Source organism: Microbacterium sp. NPDC090281 (genome assembly GCF_044769635.1).
Classification (GTDB): Bacteria; Actinomycetota; Actinomycetes; order Actinomycetales; family Microbacteriaceae; genus Microbacterium.
Genome location: NZ_JBIVYH010000001.1, coordinates 1,111,433 through 1,128,060, shown reverse-complemented (window position 1 = coordinate 1,128,060; position 16,628 = coordinate 1,111,433). Strand labels below are relative to the sequence as shown.

The 16,628-nt window shown below is 66.9% G+C and carries 15 protein-coding genes; 3 read left to right on the top strand and 12 right to left on the bottom strand.

Annotated elements, in window-relative coordinates:
* Positions 1 to 41: 41 nt before the first annotated feature.
* From ACIQTX_RS05335 to ACIQTX_RS05315, 5 genes are all read right to left on the bottom strand, one after another.
* Complete coding sequence (locus ACIQTX_RS05335; RefSeq protein WP_105528401.1) at positions 42 to 548, bottom strand: MarR family winged helix-turn-helix transcriptional regulator; 507 nt, start codon at positions 546 to 548, stop codon at positions 42 to 44.
* Positions 549 to 602: 54 nt separating this feature from the next.
* Entirely contained in the window at positions 603 to 1,055 is a 453-nt protein-coding gene (locus ACIQTX_RS05330; protein WP_402969829.1) for a MarR family winged helix-turn-helix transcriptional regulator, read from the bottom strand.
* A 4-nt stretch (positions 1,056 to 1,059) separates the two neighbouring features.
* Positions 1,060 to 2,784: a DHA2 family efflux MFS transporter permease subunit gene (locus tag ACIQTX_RS05325; protein ID WP_402969826.1), complete on the bottom strand. Its 1,725-nt coding sequence runs from the start codon at positions 2,782 to 2,784 to the stop codon at positions 1,060 to 1,062.
* Positions 2,785 to 2,879: 95 nt separating this feature from the next.
* Positions 2,880 to 3,560: a TetR family transcriptional regulator gene (locus ACIQTX_RS05320; protein ID WP_105528404.1), complete on the bottom strand. Its 681-nt coding sequence runs from the start codon at positions 3,558 to 3,560 to the stop codon at positions 2,880 to 2,882.
* A gap of 82 nt (positions 3,561 to 3,642) precedes the next feature.
* Entirely contained in the window at positions 3,643 to 4,590 is a 948-nt protein-coding gene (locus tag ACIQTX_RS05315; RefSeq protein ID WP_402969823.1) for an alpha/beta hydrolase, read from the bottom strand.
* A 134-nt stretch (positions 4,591 to 4,724) separates the two neighbouring features.
* On the opposite strand from ACIQTX_RS05315, the gene ACIQTX_RS05310 reads away from it, so the two are divergent.
* Positions 4,725 to 5,615 carry an alpha/beta fold hydrolase gene (locus ACIQTX_RS05310; protein ID WP_402969820.1) on the top strand — a complete coding sequence of 297 codons (891 nt, stop codon included), beginning with the start codon at positions 4,725 to 4,727 and terminating at the stop codon, positions 5,613 to 5,615.
* Positions 5,616 to 5,639: 24 nt separating this feature from the next.
* Here ACIQTX_RS05310 and ACIQTX_RS05305 read toward each other — a convergent pair whose 3' ends face one another.
* Entirely contained in the window at positions 5,640 to 6,401 is a 762-nt protein-coding gene (locus ACIQTX_RS05305; protein ID WP_402969817.1) for a glycosyltransferase family 2 protein, read from the bottom strand.
* A 142-nt stretch (positions 6,402 to 6,543) separates the two neighbouring features.
* Between ACIQTX_RS05305 and ACIQTX_RS05300 the strand changes: the two genes are divergently transcribed.
* A complete protein-coding gene (locus tag ACIQTX_RS05300; RefSeq protein ID WP_402969814.1) occupies positions 6,544 to 7,299 on the top strand; it encodes a methyltransferase domain-containing protein in 756 nt (251 codons plus the stop codon).
* A 29-nt stretch (positions 7,300 to 7,328) separates the two neighbouring features.
* Here ACIQTX_RS05300 and trpS read toward each other — a convergent pair whose 3' ends face one another.
* Both trpS and ACIQTX_RS05290 read right to left on the bottom strand, forming a co-directional pair.
* Positions 7,329 to 8,369 (bottom strand): tryptophan--tRNA ligase, encoded by a 1,041-nt coding sequence (gene trpS / locus ACIQTX_RS05295; protein WP_402969811.1) that lies wholly within the window; start codon positions 8,367 to 8,369, stop codon positions 7,329 to 7,331.
* Between the two features lie 124 nt (positions 8,370 to 8,493).
* The gene (locus ACIQTX_RS05290; protein WP_402969808.1) at positions 8,494 to 9,414 is read right to left on the bottom strand and encodes a DMT family transporter; all 921 of its coding nucleotides are present in this window, start codon (positions 9,412 to 9,414) and stop codon (positions 8,494 to 8,496) included.
* 33 nt (positions 9,415 to 9,447) lie between these two features.
* On the opposite strand from ACIQTX_RS05290, the gene ACIQTX_RS05285 reads away from it, so the two are divergent.
* On the top strand, positions 9,448 to 10,044 hold the full coding sequence (locus ACIQTX_RS05285) for a TetR/AcrR family transcriptional regulator (RefSeq protein ID WP_402969805.1): 597 nt from the start codon (positions 9,448 to 9,450) through the stop codon (positions 10,042 to 10,044).
* A 63-nt stretch (positions 10,045 to 10,107) separates the two neighbouring features.
* Here ACIQTX_RS05285 and ACIQTX_RS05280 read toward each other — a convergent pair whose 3' ends face one another.
* The 4 genes from ACIQTX_RS05280 to ACIQTX_RS05265 form a co-directional block, all read right to left on the bottom strand.
* Positions 10,108 to 13,194, bottom strand: coding sequence for a DUF5703 domain-containing protein (locus tag ACIQTX_RS05280; protein ID WP_402969802.1), 3,087 nt, complete (start codon positions 13,192 to 13,194; stop codon positions 10,108 to 10,110).
* Positions 13,195 to 13,340: 146 nt separating this feature from the next.
* Positions 13,341 to 14,165 carry a carbohydrate ABC transporter permease gene (locus tag ACIQTX_RS05275; RefSeq protein ID WP_402969799.1) on the bottom strand — a complete coding sequence of 275 codons (825 nt, stop codon included), beginning with the start codon at positions 14,163 to 14,165 and terminating at the stop codon, positions 13,341 to 13,343.
* A complete protein-coding gene (locus tag ACIQTX_RS05270; protein WP_402969796.1) occupies positions 14,165 to 15,133 on the bottom strand; it encodes a carbohydrate ABC transporter permease in 969 nt (322 codons plus the stop codon). Before ACIQTX_RS05270 ends, ACIQTX_RS05275 begins: the two co-directional genes overlap by 1 nt.
* 86 nt (positions 15,134 to 15,219) lie before the next feature.
* A complete protein-coding gene (locus ACIQTX_RS05265; RefSeq protein ID WP_402969793.1) occupies positions 15,220 to 16,509 on the bottom strand; it encodes an ABC transporter substrate-binding protein in 1,290 nt (429 codons plus the stop codon).
* Between the last annotated feature and the right edge of the window lie 119 nt (positions 16,510 to 16,628).

Genomic DNA, 16,628 nt, shown 5'->3' with positions numbered 1-16,628 from the left:
AAGGCACGAGCGGAGCGCCGTATTCCCCTCAGCCGCTCCCCTCAGCCGCCGAGGCCCGCGAGCAGGTCGGCGAAATGGTCGAGGTCGGCGGCGGTCCAGTTGCGCAGGCGCTCGCCGATGCGCCCCTCGTACTGGGAGCGGGCGAGCGCCACTCGCTCCTGCGCGAGGTCGGTCGCCACGAGCACGCGGGCCCTGCGGTCTTCCGGGTCGGGCACACTCTCGACGAGGCCCAGCTGCTCGAGCTGTCGCACCTGACGACTCACCGCCGACTTGTCGGTCTGCAGCCGTTCGATGATCGCACCGGCCGATGTCGCCTTGCCCGTCGCGATGGAGGTCAGCACCTGATAGCCGAGGGGCTGCAGGTCGGGGTGCACGGTGGCCGCGGCCTCGCGCCACCCGATGCGGATCCGCGCGAAGAGCCGCCCCAGCTCCTGCTCGACCCTGGTGACGGCCTGGTCGAGCTCTCCGTCTCCCAACCGGTCGGAGGAGTCGGCGGATGCCGGGGTCACGGCAGGGGCATCGGAAGGGGCGTCGGGCGAGGCGCTCATGCTCGCCAGTGTACGGCGAAGCCCCGCTGTCGATCGTGACAGCGGGGCTTCGGGTCAGACCTCCGCGAGCAGCCGGAAGACCTTGGATGCCGCGTGGATCTCGTCGGGAGTCAGCTCATCGACGACGGCCCGCAGGCGCGTACCGTACTCGCGGCGGACCTCGGCGAGGGATGCACGTGCGGAGACGGTCGCCGTCAGAACGCGGAGCCGACCGTCGCGTTCGTCGGGGTGCGACTCGAGAAGCTCCAGCTCCTCCAGCATCCGCACCTGACGGCTGATGACCGACTTGTCCATCTCGAAGCGTTCGGCGAGCTCATGGGCGTTGGCGGTGCCGGCCCGATCGATGAAGGTCAGCAGCTTGTAGCCACCCACCTGCAGCTCGGGATGAACCCTCGCCGCCGACTCCTTCCACAGCGACCTGGTCCTCGCGAAGATGAGGTTCAGGTGCGCCTGGAGATCGCCGAGCGCGCTGTCGACATCCGTCGGCACGACCGCTGCGGAGGTCATGGTCTCAGCGCTCCCCGTCCTGCTCCTCGGGCTTGCGCTCACGCTCGAGCACGGTCACCGAGCCCGTCGTGGGAGCGGGCCCCACGCCCTCGAGCCGGATGGTTCCGGTGGAGAGCGAGCCGCCGACCTCGGCCTCGGCGACCTCGATCACCGATTCCTCAGCCTGCTCGAGCATCTGCTCTGCGGCGTTCTTCGTCGACAGCGGCTTGTTCTTGATGAACGCGATCGCGATGATGGCGAGGACGGCGAGCGGGATCGCGATGATGAACGAGTCCGCGATGCCGTGACCGTACGCGCTCTCCACGATCGCGCGGATCGTGTCGGGCAGCTGTCCGACCTTCGGCACGTCGCCGGATGCGAGGTGCTGCAGCGCGTCGATCTCATCCGGCGTCGTCGGCGTGAATCCCTTGAGGGCGTCGGTCATGTAGGTGGCGACGCTGGTCGACAGCAGGGATCCCATGACGGTGACGCCGATGGTGCCGGCGATCGTGCGGAAGAAGTTCACGTTCGACGAGGCGGCACCCAGCTGCTGGGGCGCGGTGTCGTTCTGCACGATGAGGGTGAGGTTCTGCATGACCATGCCGAGGCCTGCGCCGAGCACGAACATGTAGACGGCGACCAGCGGGAACGGGGTGTCGTAGCGGAGGGTGGCCATCAGGCTGACGCCGATGGTCGCGAGGACCGAGCCGGTGAGCATCCAGCCCTTCCACTTGCCGAAGCGGCTCACGAGCTGGCCGATGATGATCGACGCACCCATCTGGCCGATGATCATCGGGATGGTCATGAGGCCGGACTCGGTGGGCGTGGCGCCACGGGCGAGCTGGAAGTACTGTGCGAGGAACACCGAGGTGGCGAACATCGAGACGCCGATGGCGATCGAGGCGATCACTGACAGGGTGAAGGTGCGGTTGCGGAACAGCGACATCGGCACGATCGGTTCCTTGACGAAGAACTCGACCGTGATGAACGCGGCGATCGCGACGCCTGCGGTGACGGCGAGCATGATGCTCGTCGAGGAGTCCCAATCGAACTGGTTGCCACCCATCGAGACCCAGATGAGGAGGGTCGAGACGCCGACGGCCAGAAGCACGATGCCGAAGTAGTCGATCGACACCTTGGTGTCGCGCTGGGGCTTGGGCAGGTGCAGCGTGAACTGCAGCAGCACGAGGGCGAGGATCGCGAAAGGCACGCCGACGAAGAAGTTGGAGCGCCAGCCCCAGACGTCGGTGAGGAGTCCGCCGAGCAGCGGGCCGCCGATGGTGCCGAGGGCCATGATGCCACCGACGACGCCCATGTACTTGCCACGCTCACGCGGGGAGATGATGAGGGCGACGGCGATCATGACGAGCGACATCAGGCCGCCGACGCCGATGCCCTGGATGACGCGGACAGCGATGAGCATGTTCGTGTCGGTCGAGAAGCCGGCGATCACGGTACCGACCGTGAAGAGGATGAGGGAGATCTGGACGAGCACCTTGCGGTCGACGAGGTCGGCGAGCTTGCCCCAGATGGGGGTCGAGACGGCCGTCGCCAGAAGGCTCGCGGTGATCACCCAGGTGTACTGGGACTGGGTGCCGCCGAGGTCGGCGATGATGACCGGCATCGAGGTCGACACGACCGTGCCCGAGAGCACGGCGACGAACATGCCGACGACGAGGCCGGAGATCGCGGTGAAGACCTCGCGTGCCGAGCGCGTCGTCTCGGGGGCTGAGGATGGGGTGTTTGTCACTGGGGAACGCTCCTGCGTAGAAAGTTGATCGAGGTCAACCATACGCCGTTAGTTGCGAAAGTGCAACTAAACCCGATTCGCTCCCGATCCGCGCCTCACTCCGCCAATCTCGCGGCGATCTCGTCGACGCTCAGCGCCGTCTCGATGATCGCTACGCTGCGTCTGGTCGGCAAGGCGGACGAGTCGGACTGCAGCAGCCGGATGCCCGCCCTCAACCGCTCGACCGCGGGAATCGCGGGATCGGCGAGCCAGTCCCGGAGCGTGACCCGGACGGCGGCGACGATGGACGCCGACAGCATCTCCGCCTCGAGGGACGTGGTGTCCCCCTGGGGCTGGGTGAGGAACTCCGCGAGAGTGGACTGGTAGAGCAGGAACCAACTGCTCTCCTCGGCGACCAGGGCATCGTCGGAGTTCACGATCGCGGCACGGACCACCGCATCGGAGTGCACCGCGGTGAGACCCTCCAGAACGAGTTGGGCAGCCTCGGCCGCTCGCGCGAGCGTGCGGTCTCCGTCGCTGCGCAGAAGGTAGCCGCACACCTCGTCGTAGTACACGCCGTGATCGGACGAGACCACCTGATGCTTGCCCGCGAAGAGACGGAAGAAGGTGCGGCGCGAGATCCCCACCCTGGCGACGATGTCATCGACCGTCACCTCGGAGAAGCCTGCGTTCGACATGAGGTCGACGGCGGCCCGACGGACCGCGGTGCGGTCGGCCACCTGTCCGTTCTCATACCCGTCGTCCGGACCCTTGACGGGACGGATGATCAGAACCATGGAGCCCTCTCTCGCAGCCAGGTCTCAGTATGCCACCGCGGTTTCCGGAGAGCCCCGCCCGAGACCGGGCTCTCCGGCGCGCTCAGACGGACTGGATGACGCGGTGCCGGTCTTCCCACGACCGGCTGCCGACACCACTTGTGGGCGCCAGCCGATCGAACGCGTGCGGCACCCCCGGCCGCATATGCAGCTCGGTGGAGACGCCCGCACGTACGAGCCCGAGAGCGTAGGCGAGACTCTCGTCGCGGAAGATGTCGAGCTCCCCCACATCTATGAAGGCCGGGGCCAGCCCCTCGAAGTCCGTGAGCCGGGCCGGCGCGGAGCGGGGCGTCACGGCATCCGTCCCGCGCGCATCGCCGAGCAGGGCGTTCCATCCGGTGAAGTTGTTGTCGTAGGTCCACGTGGCGAACGGCTGGATCTCGGGATCGGGGATGACGTTCCGGTCGTCGAGCATCGGGTAGATCAGGATCTGCTTCGCGAGGGCGATCCCGGCATCACGGGCCGCGATGGCTACGCCGGCGGCGACGCCTCCCCCGCCTGAGTCGCCCATCACCGCGATACGCGTCGGATCCGCACCGAACTCGTCGGCTCGCTCGACGAACCAGCGCAGCGCGGCGAAGCTGTCGTCGATCAACGTGGTGCCGGGGAACTCCGGCGACACCCGATAATCGATCGACAGGAAAGGCACTCCGGTCGCCTCGACATACTTGGCCACGAGTCGGTCATAGCTCTCCAGCGAACCGCAGATCATCCCCCCGCCGTGCATGTAGACGACGGCGGAACGCGTCTGCTGCCCGGTGCGGCGATACCACCGCACGAGGATGCGGGAGCCGTCGGCGGTCTCGACGAAGTGATCGGCTCGCGTGACGTTCGGCGACTCGGGCTCGATGAGGTTCATCTGCTCCAGTCCCGCATTCGCGGCATCACGGAGCCCGATGGCGTCGCCGCGGTCCGTCGGCGTCGCCGCGGGAGCATCGGCGAGAGCTGCGAACAGGACAGCGATCTCTGGGTCCAAGGTGAGGGGCATCATTGCCACCAATCTCCACGCCAGCGTGGCTAGAAACGAAGTGCCATCATCTTGGCACTACGTGCCAGCAATGACAAGCCCCGACCTCGCGGCACGTGGATCTTCTCCCCGGGGGAGCCGAGGAGTACCTTGTCAGCGTGTCGACTCATTCGAGGAGCGGACGGGCGCCCGGCGCCCCGGCTTCTCTCGACGCGGCCATCGGCGACGTCGATTGGACAGTCCCTCCGGAAGGTTCGGTGAGGTCGTGGTTCTCGGCTCCGAGCGGAGACCTCGCCGTCGTCTCGTTGGGCGATCCGGCGCAGCCACGCGTGGTCCTGGTGCCGGGGGCTACGGGCTCCAAAGAAGATTTCGCCCTGATGCTGCCGCTGCTGGCACGGGCTGGCTACTTCGTGCAGTCGTTCGACATCGCCGGGCAGTACGAGTCGCACGCAGCAGGGGCGAACTCTGCGTATACCTACGAGCTGTTCGTCGCCGACCTCATCGCATTCCTCGACGCAGACGCCCCCGCGCATCTGCTGGGCTACTCGTTCGCTGGCACCGTCGCCCAGCTCGTCGCCGACCGCCGCCCCGACCTCGTCCGCTCCCTCGCACTGCTGACCACTCCCCCAGGCTCCGGCAATGTCTTCGCGAGCATGAAGTGGCTGGGCCCGCTCGCCCCGATCACCACCCCTCACCGCGGAGCCGGCCTCATGATCTGGGGGATCGTGACGAACAAGAACCGGGTCCCGCCTCGGAGGCTCGAGTTCGTGCGCTCGCGGTTCGCGCTCACGAGCCGGCGCAGCGTCGACGAGATCGTCGGCCTGATGATGACCGCGCCCGATCTGCGCAGCCGCTTGCGGGCACTGCCTATCCCCAAGCTCGTCGTCGCCGGCTCGCACGACCTGTGGCCGCTCGCCGCCCACGCGCGATTCGCCCACGACATCGATGCGGAGTTCCGCGCGTACCCGACAGGGCACAGCCCGAGCGAGACGACACCGCATCAGCTGACCGCAGACCTGCTCGATCTCTACTCGCGGGCTCGCGCCTGAATCACGCGCCGAGCACCGGCCGCGTCACTGACCGACCGACGACCGGTCGGCCTCGCGGCGTGCCTGCCGCCGCCGATGCAGGGGCTCCTCCGCCAGATGCAGCCGCACGGTCGGCACCACGTAACTCAGCCGCCGTCGAAGCGACGCCCAGTCCTGGAACGGCCGCGCCGACACCTCGACGACGAGATCCCGATCCCTCAGCACCGTCATCCCCGGCCGGATGTGGAACGACAGGTCGAAGTCGTCATGGATGTTCGTCTGCTCGCGGTGCACCTCGGCGCTCAGCATCCGCCAAGCGGAGGCACGCATCGCCATGTTCGATCCGTAGAGGGGCGCGTGCCCGAGCACAGGAGCCATCGATGCGTACATGCCGCCGATGTAGAGGTGCTCCCCCATCCAGTGCACCAACGGGGTCGAGCCGTAGAAGCGCGGCTCTCCGGTGACGAAATCGACGCCTTCGCGGGTGCGGAAGGTGCGCTCGATCCGCGCGAGCCAGTCCGGTGCCGGCCGCGAGTCGGCGTCGAGCCGTGCGATGATGTCGCCGGTCGCCGCGTCGTAGCCGGCCGCGGATGCTCGGGGAATCCCCTGGATCGGCTCGCTCACGACCCGTGCACCGAACCTCTCGGCGACGGCGACCGTGTCATCGCTGCTGCCGTTGTCGACGATGACGATCTCCTCGGGCTGCCGGGTCTGCCGGGCGAGGGCGCCCAGACACACCTCCAGCAGGCGTGCATCGTTACGCACCGGGATCACCACGGAGACGGAACGCGGGAACACGGTCGTCATCGTTCTCCTCTTTGTGCAGCTCAGCACTCACGCACAGTCTCCACCGTGCGCGGTCATCGGAGGCGATTGAGCGAGGATGGTCGCCGACATCGACACGCGCTCATCCGTTCCGGCGCATCCGCTCCACTGGGAGAATCGATCCATGACGGATTCCTTCGAGACGCTGATCGAGGCCGGAAACACTGCAGACGTCACCGGGTGGGACTTCGCCTGGCTGGACGGCCGCGCAACGGAAGAACGCCCACCCTGGGGCTATGCCCGCCTGCTGTCCGACCGTCTCGTCGCGGCCTCGGCGTCACTCGACATCCAGACCGGCGGTGGTGAGGTCCTGGCCGAAGCAGCGTCTTTCCCGCCGGCGGCCGCGGCGACCGAGTCGTGGCCCCCGAACGTCCTCCGCGCGACGCAGCTACTCCGCCCCCGGGGCGTGGTGGTCGTCGCCGATCCGGACGAGCCACCCCTGCCGTTCGCGGATGAGGCCTTCGACCTGGTCACCAGCAGGCACCCCGCGACGATCTGGTGGTCGGAGATCACCAGGGTGCTCGAACCCGGCGGCACGTACTTCGCCCAGCACGTCGGACCGGCGAGCGCGTTCGAGCTCATCGAGTTCTTCCTGGGGCCGCAGCCCGAGGCGCGTCGCGGCCGTCACTCCGATGACGAGGTCGCCGCCGCCGAAGCTGCCGGCCTCGAGATCGTCGACCTGCGCACGGCGCGACTCCGCATCGAGATCCGAGATGTCGCTGCAGCCGTCTATCTCCTGCGCAAGGTGATCTGGTGGGTGCCCGGGTTCACGGTCGAGAACAGTCGCGACCGGCTTCGAGCCCTGCACGAACTCATCCAGGAGGACGGGCCGTTCATCGCCCACTCAACCCGTCACCTCATCGAGGCCCGCCGACCGTAACGAGCGCCTGGCCTCGAGCCACCCAGCACCTAGTACACGGTCCCCATCGCCTCGCGCACCTCGTCGAGGGTCACATCCGCGATCTCGCGGGCGTGCTCGTTGCCGCGCCGGAGGATGGAGCGCACGAGCTCCTCATCCGCGGCGAAGCTTCGACGCCGTTCCCGCAGGGGCGCGAGGAAGTCGTTCACCGCCGTTGCAGTCACCGCTTTCAGCTCGCCGCTACCACCGTCGCCGATGTCGTCCGCCAATTCCTCCGGTGTGACATCCAGGCACAGGGCGGCCGTCGACAGCAGCGCAGAGACACCCGGCCGCCGCTCCGGATCGAACGTGATCCGCCGGTCCTGGTCCGTCCGCGTGCGGCGGATCGCCGCGACCGTCTCGTCCGGTGTCATCGACAGGGCGATCGCGTTGCCGTAGCTCTTCGACATCTTCCGGCCGTCCAGCCCTGGCACCTCGGGAGTCGCGGTGATCAGCGCGTCCGGAACGGGGAAGATCGGGGCGTAGCGCTCGTTGAACCTCCGGGCGATCACGCGCGTCATCTCCACGTGCGGCAGGTTGTCCTTCCCCACCGGCACGAGGTTGCCCTTGCAGAACAGGATGTCGGCGGCCTGATGCACCGGATAGGTCAGCAGCAGTCCGCTCAGCGCACGCCCCGAGGCCTCCAGCTCCGACTTGACCGTCGGGTTCCGGTGCAGCTCCGCTTCGGTGACGAGGCTGAGGAACGGCAGCAGCAGCTGGTTCAGCGCCGGGATCGACGAATGCGTGAAGATCGTCGTGCGCGCAGGATCGATCCCGGCGGCGAGGTAGTCGAGGACGGCGCCGTACACGTTGTCGCGCACGTGCGCCGTCGTGTCCCGGTCGGTGATGACCTGGTAGTCGGCGAGCACCAGGAACGTCTCGACCCCGGCGTCCTGCAGCCGCACCCGCTCCCGGATGGTGCCGAAGTAGTGCCCGAGGTGAAGTGCCCCCGTCGGCCGTTCGCCCGTGAGCACGCGGAACCTCTCCGGGTTCCGGGCCACGGCATCGGCGACCTCCATCGATCGCTGCGCGGTCGCGGTGAACGAATCCATCTGTCTCTCCCAAGAATCGGGAGCCGCACGGAGTTCTCGGGTGCTGTCACGAACTGCCGTGCAGCCCGTGAACATGCTTCAACCGGCTGCTATCGCAGCCACCACCATGCGGTGCGGGTGAAGTTCATGAAACAGATGCTACCGCGCGGTGCGATCGCGCCTCGCTCGCGAGCACGGCCGCCACCCCCGCCGCGCAGAGGACGAAGCCAAGGAGCGTGATGACGGTGAGCGGCTCCCCGAGCAGCAGCGCGCCCGCGGCCGCGGTCGTCGGGGCGACGAGGAAGAGGAGAGCGTTCAGCGCCGTGATGCCCACCCGACGAAGCAGCCACCAATACAGTCCGTAGGCGGCGAGGGTCGGAGAGGCCGCGGCGAAGACGGCGGCGAGCCAGAACGAGACGGATGCCGGCGGGATGAGCGCCCCGAACGCCGCGGCGATGGGCACGAGCGCCACGGCGGTCACGCCCACATGGATCGTCAGCGTGACGAGCGTGCCAGTTCGCGGCACCGATCGCCGCTGGAGGAACGTGCCGGCGATCAGGCAGACCATCGCCAGCACCGGCCAGACGTACGCTGCCGGATGCGCCTCGGAGTCGTCGAGCTGCGAGCGCACGACCAACAGCACCCCGACCGCCCCGACGAGGAGCCCGATCCACTGCGCACCTTTGACCCGCAGCCCGAGCAGCGGACCGACCAGCACCGCGACGATGAGAGGTTGCACGGCATCGATCAACGCCGTCGTGCCGGTGGACACCCCCGCCGCGATCGCCGCGTAGACAGCGGCGCAGTAGCCGAACTGGGCGAAAAGGCCGATGAGCGCCTGCCGCCCGACGTCGGCCCGGGTGACGCCTCGAGCCGCACCGGTGAAAGCCACGATCACGACCAGGGCGGCGGCGAGAGGGACGAACCGCCACACGAGCAGGGTCAGCGGCGAGACGTCATCGGCGGCGATAGCGGGCACGAGGAAGCCGGAGCTCCAGGTCACCACGAATGCCGCAGAGGCCGCGACCGTCACCGCGACCGAAAGTATACCGATCTGTTTACTCATCTACTCGACTATACAGGTTGGTATAGTCGACGCATGGCCGTCCCCGTTCCCGAACTCGCCCCGCTCACACCTGGTGCCACTCGCGTCCTCGATGCGGCATCCCGCCTCTTCTACGAACGCGGCATCCATGCGGTCGGTGTCGACACGATCGCGGAGGCGGCCGGGGTCACGAAGAAGACGCTCTACGACCGCTTCGGCTCGAAGGAGGCTCTGGTCGTCTCCTACCTGCAGCACCGGGATGCCCTGTGGCGCGCACATGTCGCCCGACACCTGGAGAGCGTGCCCGCGCCCGGCATCGAGCGGGTGCTCGCGGTGTTCGACGCAGCGATCACCTGGTCGGACGAGTACAGCCCGAAAGGGTGCAGTGCGATCAACGCGAGGGCGGAGATCGGCGACGGCCACGACGGGCATCCGGTCTTCCCGGAGGTCTCGCGTCAGAAGGCGTGGCTGCTCGAGGTCTTCGCCGAACTGTGCGCCGAAGCAGGTGTCGCCGACCCCGCGCTGATGTCGAAGGCCATGATGCTGCTCTACGAAGGCGCGATCGTCACGGTCGGCATGGAGACCTTCGCCGAGCCGTTCGAGGTGGCACGCGGCCTGGCGCGCACGACGCTGGAGCAGGCTGGGCGCTGATCTGCTCAGCTCCCAGCCGGAGTGCGGCCCCGACCGCATGATCGGGGCCGCACTCTCTCGCCGCTAGGGAACTACGTCGTATCGGGTGACCCAGGTTCCTGAACCCTGGTTCCAGACGACGAGGTCGTCTTTCCCGTTGGGGTCGATGTCGGCGGCGCTGGGAGCCCCGTTCCCCGGTGCGCCTGCGAGCGCGGTGGCGGCACCGAGATTGCCGGCGCCGTCCCCGACCCTGACCGTCCAGTTCGCCCCCGACCAGTACGCGACGTCGGCCTTTCCGTCGCCCGTGAAGTCGCCTGCAGTCAGGGCCACACCGCTCCCTGGCGATGCGATCACCTGGTGAGTCTGGCTGCCGAACATTCCGTCGCCGACGCCGTATCGGATGTAGAGGTGGCCGTCGAGCTGCCAGGCGCCGAGGTCGCTCTTGCCGTCGCCGTTGAAGTCACCGACGACGAGCGACGCCCCCGGCTGGGCGGTCCACGTGTACGACGTCTCACCGCCGAACGTCGTCCCTGTCCCGTACCGGATCTTCCACGATCCGGACGACGTGCCGGACCAGGCGCCGATGTCGAGCTTTCCGTCGCCGTTGAAGTCACCGCCGAAGCGCACGCCGGCCGGGGCCCACACGGTCGGGCTCAGCGGGGTGAACTGCGTGCCCGAACCATCGCCGACCCGCGGGTACAGGTAGCCGTCCGCCCCCTGCCAGGCGACGATGTCACCCTTGCCGTCGCCGTTCACGTCTCCGGCGAGCGCGGTCGATCCGGGCTGCGCCGTCCACGTGTAGCTCGTGGTCTGCGCCGTGGAGCCCGGACGCACCGTGATGGTTCCGGCACCTGCCGACACGTCGTAGTCGACGACTCCGCCGACGCGTGACCCCTCGACCACGCGGCCGTTCGTGGTGTGCAGCTTGAAGGCCACATCCCAGTTCGACGGCCACGCGTTGAACAGGATCGCGTCGTCGCCCGCACCGGGGTGCAGAAGCATCGCCTGCAGCGCGATCTTGCCGATCGAGCGCGGTTCGTTGCCCGGCTCACCGTCACCGCCGCCGGGGCCGAAGCCCGTGTAGCGCCACGCGCCGCTGCGGAACGCCTGCACCGTCTGGTACCGCGCTTCCTCGGTCAGCCCGAGGTAGGCGGCATGGGTGGCGTCATGCCGCCAGTCCTGCGTGCCGTTCGCCGGATACTTCCCCCTCCGGTCGTTGTACGAGGCGATCGCGAGATCGAGGTTCGCCTGCCCGTTGCCGAACATCCGCAGCGGGAAGATGGGCCAGAGGTTCTGGTTGTTCGTGTCCGTGCCGAGGAAGACACTGGATGCCGTCTTCAACCGGTCGTTCGGCCCGTAGGTCAGGTCGTTGTCCGTCGCACTCGAGCCGATCGGCAGGTTGGGCAGTCGCCCCTTGATCTGCATCCAGTAGGTGCGTTCCGCAGCGCTCGTCAAGGTCGTGGGTAGTGCGAGCAGGCCGTCGATGGTCTTGTGGAGTCCGGCGGTGTCGGCCATCGGATTGTGGAGCATGCGATCACCCTCGCCCGAGTACATCGGGTACATGTCGATCTTCCCGTTCGCCAGGTTCCAGTGGGTGTCGTAGAACTTCACCACCTCGCGCGCGACCGGCAGGAGCTTCTGCTGTGCGAACGCGGTGTCACCCGTGTAGCTGAAGTAGTCGAGCATCATCGAGGTCAGCTCGACGTTGTTCGCATAGAGATAGCGAGTCCAGGTGCCGGACGACCAGTTGGCTGGCTTGCCGGCGCGGTTCCAGCCGTACTCCCCACCGACCGCGTGCCCCCAGAGTCCCATGACCTCGGGCCACATCGCGCCGTCGGTCGCCGGCACGCTGACGTTCCCGTCTTCGACGGCGCCGTTGCCCCAGAAGACCTCCACCCTCTCTTTCGCGAGGGGGAGCGATGACGCGTACTGGTCGAAGTAGGGCTGCATCAGATCGAAGTCGCCTGAGGGGAGCATGCTCCAGTAGGCGAAGCGCTGGTTGAACCCGTGATAGCTGTTCCACCACCGCGCATCGGCATCCGTCGCCGTGCCGGGGGTGAAGAGCGAGCCGTTGAAGCGGATCGGCATCTGCGGCGTGCGCCCGGCGATCGCCTCGGTGTAGCGGGTGTGCAGCCAGCCCTTGGTGACCCGATCCGCATCGGCATCGCCGGTGGCGAAGATGTACGACTTGTCCCAGAATCCGCTCCAGTACTGGCGGTGCGCGGCCCGGAGAGTGCTGATGGGCGTCGCCGCGAGCGTCGACGATGCTGCGGCGATGCTGTTCTCCCACGCCGGGAGCCAACCCGATCCGAGGTCGATCCGCGATTCGACGTTGATGTCGAGGCGGTGCGAGCTCGCCGAGGCTGAGACGAGCCGTGTGGGCGATGCCGTCGTGAATCCGGGTCCCTGAATCAGCCCGCCGAACGTGCGGCCGGTCAGTGGATCGTCGAACTCCGCGGGATCGAGACCCTGCAGCTGCATGATCTCGTCGTAGCGCGAGTCGGCGTTGTGGTGCGTCCACAGGAGCTTGTCCGTGCGCGTATGCACCGTGTCGGCCGTGACCGATGGCGCATAGGTGGAGGTGTACGGCGACTCGGTGTCGACCAGGTCCATGAAGTTGAAGTTGTTGCGTGGCGGGTTCGCCACGGCAGTGGGTCTCGCGCTGGCGAAGTCGACCTGCACCGTGAACGCCGATCCGGCATCGCTCTCCACGTGGAGGGCCTTGTTGTTCGCGTCAGCCCACACCCGCGTCGTGATCACCGGGCTCGTGCCGGAGGTGATGACGATCTCGCCCTCGAGCAGCTTCAACTCCTGCCGGAAGTCGCCCGCAGCGAAGGGGTTCGGACTGAACGTGATGTCGAGACGCCCGAGTTTCGCAAGTCGCACGTTCTCCTCCCACGCGTCGCCCGCCGAGAGCAGCAGTTTGAGAGTGGATCCCTCGACCCAGACGTTCGCCGCCTGGATGCCGTTGCCGATCGGCATAGATCCGGTGACACCGGTGCTCTTCGAGGTCCACACCTCGTTGTACGTGGCGAGTCGCTGCGTGACGGGAGAATCCGCCTGCACGGGACTCGGAGGAGCGAAACCGGTGAACACGGTCGCGATCAACGCGACCGCGACCGCGGCGGTCAGCCCCCTTCGAAGATACGGAACTCGATGACTGCGAAGCATGCGTCCTCCTCTGAATGGATGACCGGAGGGCAGCAGCCATCGCATCGGGGGGATGCAGGGGGCGACCGCCGTTGGTCACAGTGATTTCGGTGTGATGCGTTCTTGCTGTGCGTGGTGCGAGTACTGCGGTCGGAAATGTCTCGGGCTTACCCCTTCGTCGCACCTCCTGTGAGACCGGTGACGAAGTGTTTCTGGAAGAGCAGGTAGAAGATGAGGATGGGGATCGTCGCCAGGAACATGAAGGCGAAGACCGCACCGTAGTCGCGCAGATACGTGCCGATCGACCGGTAGATGCCGACCGTCACGGTGTTCCCCGCACCGGGCCCGAGCACCAAGAGCGGTGTGAGGAAGTCGTTCCAGATCCAGACCCCGAGGAAGATGAGCACCGAGGCGGACGCCGGCCGCAGCAGCGGGAAGACGACCTGCCAGAACGTGCGGAACTTGCCCGCACCATCCATCGCCGCCGCCTCTTCGAGTTCCCTAGGGATGGATCGGACGAAGCCCATGAAGACGAAGACCGCGAACGGAAGGTAATAGCCGACGTTCACGAGGATCGCGCCGGGCACGGTCGACATGAGGCCGATCTCGCGAAGGATCCGGGTGATGGGAACCATGATCACGGCGGGCGGGATCATGAGGCCCATGAGCATGATCCCCAGCAGAACCTTGCCCCAGACCTGTTCGGAACGGACGAGGTAGTGCGCACACATGGCCGCCAGCAGAGTGGCGATCACCATCGACACCCCGGTCAGCTGGATCGAGTTCAGCAGCCCGGACCAGAACAGACCGTCCGGGCGCGTGACCACGCCGATGATGTTGTCGAGCGTCGGATTCAGCGGCAGCGCGAGCGGGGAAGCGATGACCTCACTGCTGGGCTTGAACACGTTGACGAGCGCGATGTACAGCGGCAGGAAGAACATGGCCGCGACCACCACGGCGACGAGGGGTCGGATCCACAGGGAACGACGCATCAGTAGGTCACCTCTCGGCGCTGGAGGACTCGGAGGACGATGATGTTCGCGGCCGCGACGATGAGCAGCATGATGCCTGCCATGGCGGAGGCCATGCCCGTGCGCTGTTCGACGAAAGCCGTCTGGATGACCTCGAACGCGATCGTGGCTGTGCTGCCGGAACCCGGACCGCCGTTGGTCAGCACCGCGATCTGGTCGTAGACCTTGAACGAGCTGATCATGAGCATCACGGTCGTGATGGTGAGCGACGGCGCGAGAAGCGGCCAGGTGATCGCACGGAAGCGCGCGACGGGCCCTGCCCCGTCGATCGCCGCAGCCTCGGTGAGCTCGGTGGGGATGCCAGCGAGACCGGCGAGATACACGACGACCGCGAAACCGAGCATCTGCCAGACGATGATCGACGACACGCTGTAGATCGCGAGCGACGGGTCGGACAGCCACCCCGGAGGGTTCTCGACACCGAGGGAGATCAGCGTCGTGTTGAGGAGACCGTCGTCGACGAGTATCGAGCGCCAGATCACCGAGACGATCACGGCGGAGAGGATGACCGGGGTGAAGAAGACGCTCCGGAGCATGTTGTACAGCCATCCGCTGCGGTGCAGCATCATGGCGATCGCGAGCCCGAGGATGTTCGTGAGCCCCACCACCAGGACGGTGATCAGGAGAGTGTTGCCCAGCGCCTGAAGGAACGAGGGGTTCGTCAGCAGGAACGCGAAGTTCTCGAATCCGATGAACGAAGTCGTCGGTCTGGTCGCACGCTCATCCGTGAACCCGATGGCGAGCGTCCACACGATGGGGACGAACACCATCGCGGTGAAGACCACGAGGGAAGGAAGGACGAAGATCGCGAAGTTGCCGGCGGACTGCCACCTCCGAAGCCCCCGCTGGACCACGCTGGTGGGCCGCGGCGCGCGTGCTTTCTCCCTCGATCGCTCGACGATCTCGATCTCGGTGTCTGAGACGGGCATCGCCCGCTCCTCTCCGGCGCCATCTGCGCCTGGCATGGGTGCCGCCGCCGCTCCGAGAACGGAGTCGGCGGCGGCCGGCCGTGGGCTCACCGGGTGAGTTCGGCGTACTTCTGGTTGAGGTGGTCGACGAATCCGTCGACGTCGATGCGACCGTTCACGAGGTCTGTGATGGCGGCGAAGACCTCGGCGTTGAAGCCAGAGGGCAGCGACGGGATGCCGCCTTCATTGCCGAACACCGTGACCACGGTGCCGTTCTCGACGGCTTCGTCGTAGAGGGCGAGCGACTCGTCGTACAGCTTCGTGGTCCCGTCCGGCACCGTGAAGTCCTTCAGCGCGACGAACAGGCCGTCGTTGAGGACGCCGCCGTTGTTGTTCTCCTGCACCTGCGACCAGGCGAGAGCCCATTCCTTGGCCTTGTCGACGTCGGGAGCGCTGGAGCTCACCGAGAGTCCACCACCGGTGTAGGTCGGCATGATGAGCGATCCATCGTCCGACGGCCATGCGAACACGCCGAGGCCTTCCTGCGCGGCCTCGTCAGGGGCGACGCTGAACCAAGAACCCATCGGATACATGGCGCCTTCCCCGGCGAGGAAGGCCTCCTGGCCTTCGGCGTAGGTCTGGGAGAGAGTCGACGGGCTCACATACCCCTGATCGACCAGGTCCTTGAACTTCGTGACCGCGGTGACGAAGTCGGGGTCGGAGAAGTCGGTGTCGCCCGAGGCGAGCTGTCCCAGGAAGTCGGGGTTGTTCGCATAGACCTCGGTGCCGATGAGGCCGTCGAGCGCGTAGATGTTGGCCCAGGTGTCCGCGCCGCCGCCGTTGATGACGAAGGGCGTGATCCCGGCAGCCTTCAGTTTCCCGGAAGCATCGAGCAGTTCATCCCACGTCGTCGGCGTCTCGGTGATGCCGGCCGTCTCGAACGCAGCCTTGCTGTAGTAGATGTTGGGGATCGTCTGGGTGTTGGTGGGCAGCTGGTAGATCTTGCCGTCGAAGCTGTTCGATGTCGGATCGATCCAGTTGTCGAGCTCCTTCTCCGAGAACTCGGCGAGCTTGCCCGCCTCGGCGAGACCGGTGGGGTTCACCGCGACCATGATGTCGGGCAGCTCCCCCGTGGAGTCCAGCTGACGCGCATACGCGTCGCGGTCGGTGCTCGGGGCGACGAGCCGTTCGATCTTCACGCCGGGAACGAGCTCGTTCGTGCGCTTGATCGTCTCGTCCCAGTAGGCCGCATCGAGGTTCGGGGTCTCGAACGTCAGGAACGTCAGAGTCACCTCGCCCGATTCGTCGGAGCCGGTGTCTGCGCCGACCGTGCAGCCGGTGAGCATGGCGACGGCGGCCGCGAGAACGCCGACGCCGGCGATTGTCTTCTTGATCACGGGATCTTCCTCGATTCGTGGTGCTGTGGATGCAGGTGGAACACGCCAGCGATGCTGACTCGGTTGTCAGCGTGCGTTCGCTACATTACTAAAGGACGCTCCTTATTTATATACGAGAG

What these genes read in the sequence shown, in the direction of transcription:
- ACIQTX_RS05320 (WP_105528404.1), bottom strand. Translation starts at nt 3,560, where the DNA reads ATGGTTCTGATCATCCGTCCCGTCAAGGGTCCGGACGACGGGTATGAG.
- ACIQTX_RS05305 (WP_402969817.1), bottom strand. Translation starts at nt 6,401, where the DNA reads ATGACGACCGTGTTCCCGCGTTCCGTCTCCGTGGTGATCCCGGTGCGT.
- ACIQTX_RS05330 (WP_402969829.1), bottom strand. Translation starts at nt 1,055, where the DNA reads ATGACCTCCGCAGCGGTCGTGCCGACGGATGTCGACAGCGCGCTCGGC.
- ACIQTX_RS05290 (WP_402969808.1), bottom strand. Translation starts at nt 9,414, where the DNA reads ATGAGTAAACAGATCGGTATACTTTCGGTCGCGGTGACGGTCGCGGCC.
- ACIQTX_RS05300 (WP_402969814.1), top strand. Translation starts at nt 6,544, where the DNA reads ATGACGGATTCCTTCGAGACGCTGATCGAGGCCGGAAACACTGCAGAC.
- ACIQTX_RS05335 (WP_105528401.1), bottom strand. Translation starts at nt 548, where the DNA reads ATGAGCGCCTCGCCCGACGCCCCTTCCGATGCCCCTGCCGTGACCCCG.
- ACIQTX_RS05315 (WP_402969823.1), bottom strand. Translation starts at nt 4,590, where the DNA reads ATGATGCCCCTCACCTTGGACCCAGAGATCGCTGTCCTGTTCGCAGCT.
- ACIQTX_RS05280 (WP_402969802.1), bottom strand. Translation starts at nt 13,194, where the DNA reads ATGCTTCGCAGTCATCGAGTTCCGTATCTTCGAAGGGGGCTGACCGCC.
- ACIQTX_RS05270 (WP_402969796.1), bottom strand. Translation starts at nt 15,133, where the DNA reads ATGCCCGTCTCAGACACCGAGATCGAGATCGTCGAGCGATCGAGGGAG.
- trpS (WP_402969811.1), bottom strand. Translation starts at nt 8,369, where the DNA reads ATGGATTCGTTCACCGCGACCGCGCAGCGATCGATGGAGGTCGCCGAT.
- ACIQTX_RS05275 (WP_402969799.1), bottom strand. Translation starts at nt 14,165, where the DNA reads ATGCGTCGTTCCCTGTGGATCCGACCCCTCGTCGCCGTGGTGGTCGCG.
- ACIQTX_RS05285 (WP_402969805.1), top strand. Translation starts at nt 9,448, where the DNA reads ATGGCCGTCCCCGTTCCCGAACTCGCCCCGCTCACACCTGGTGCCACT.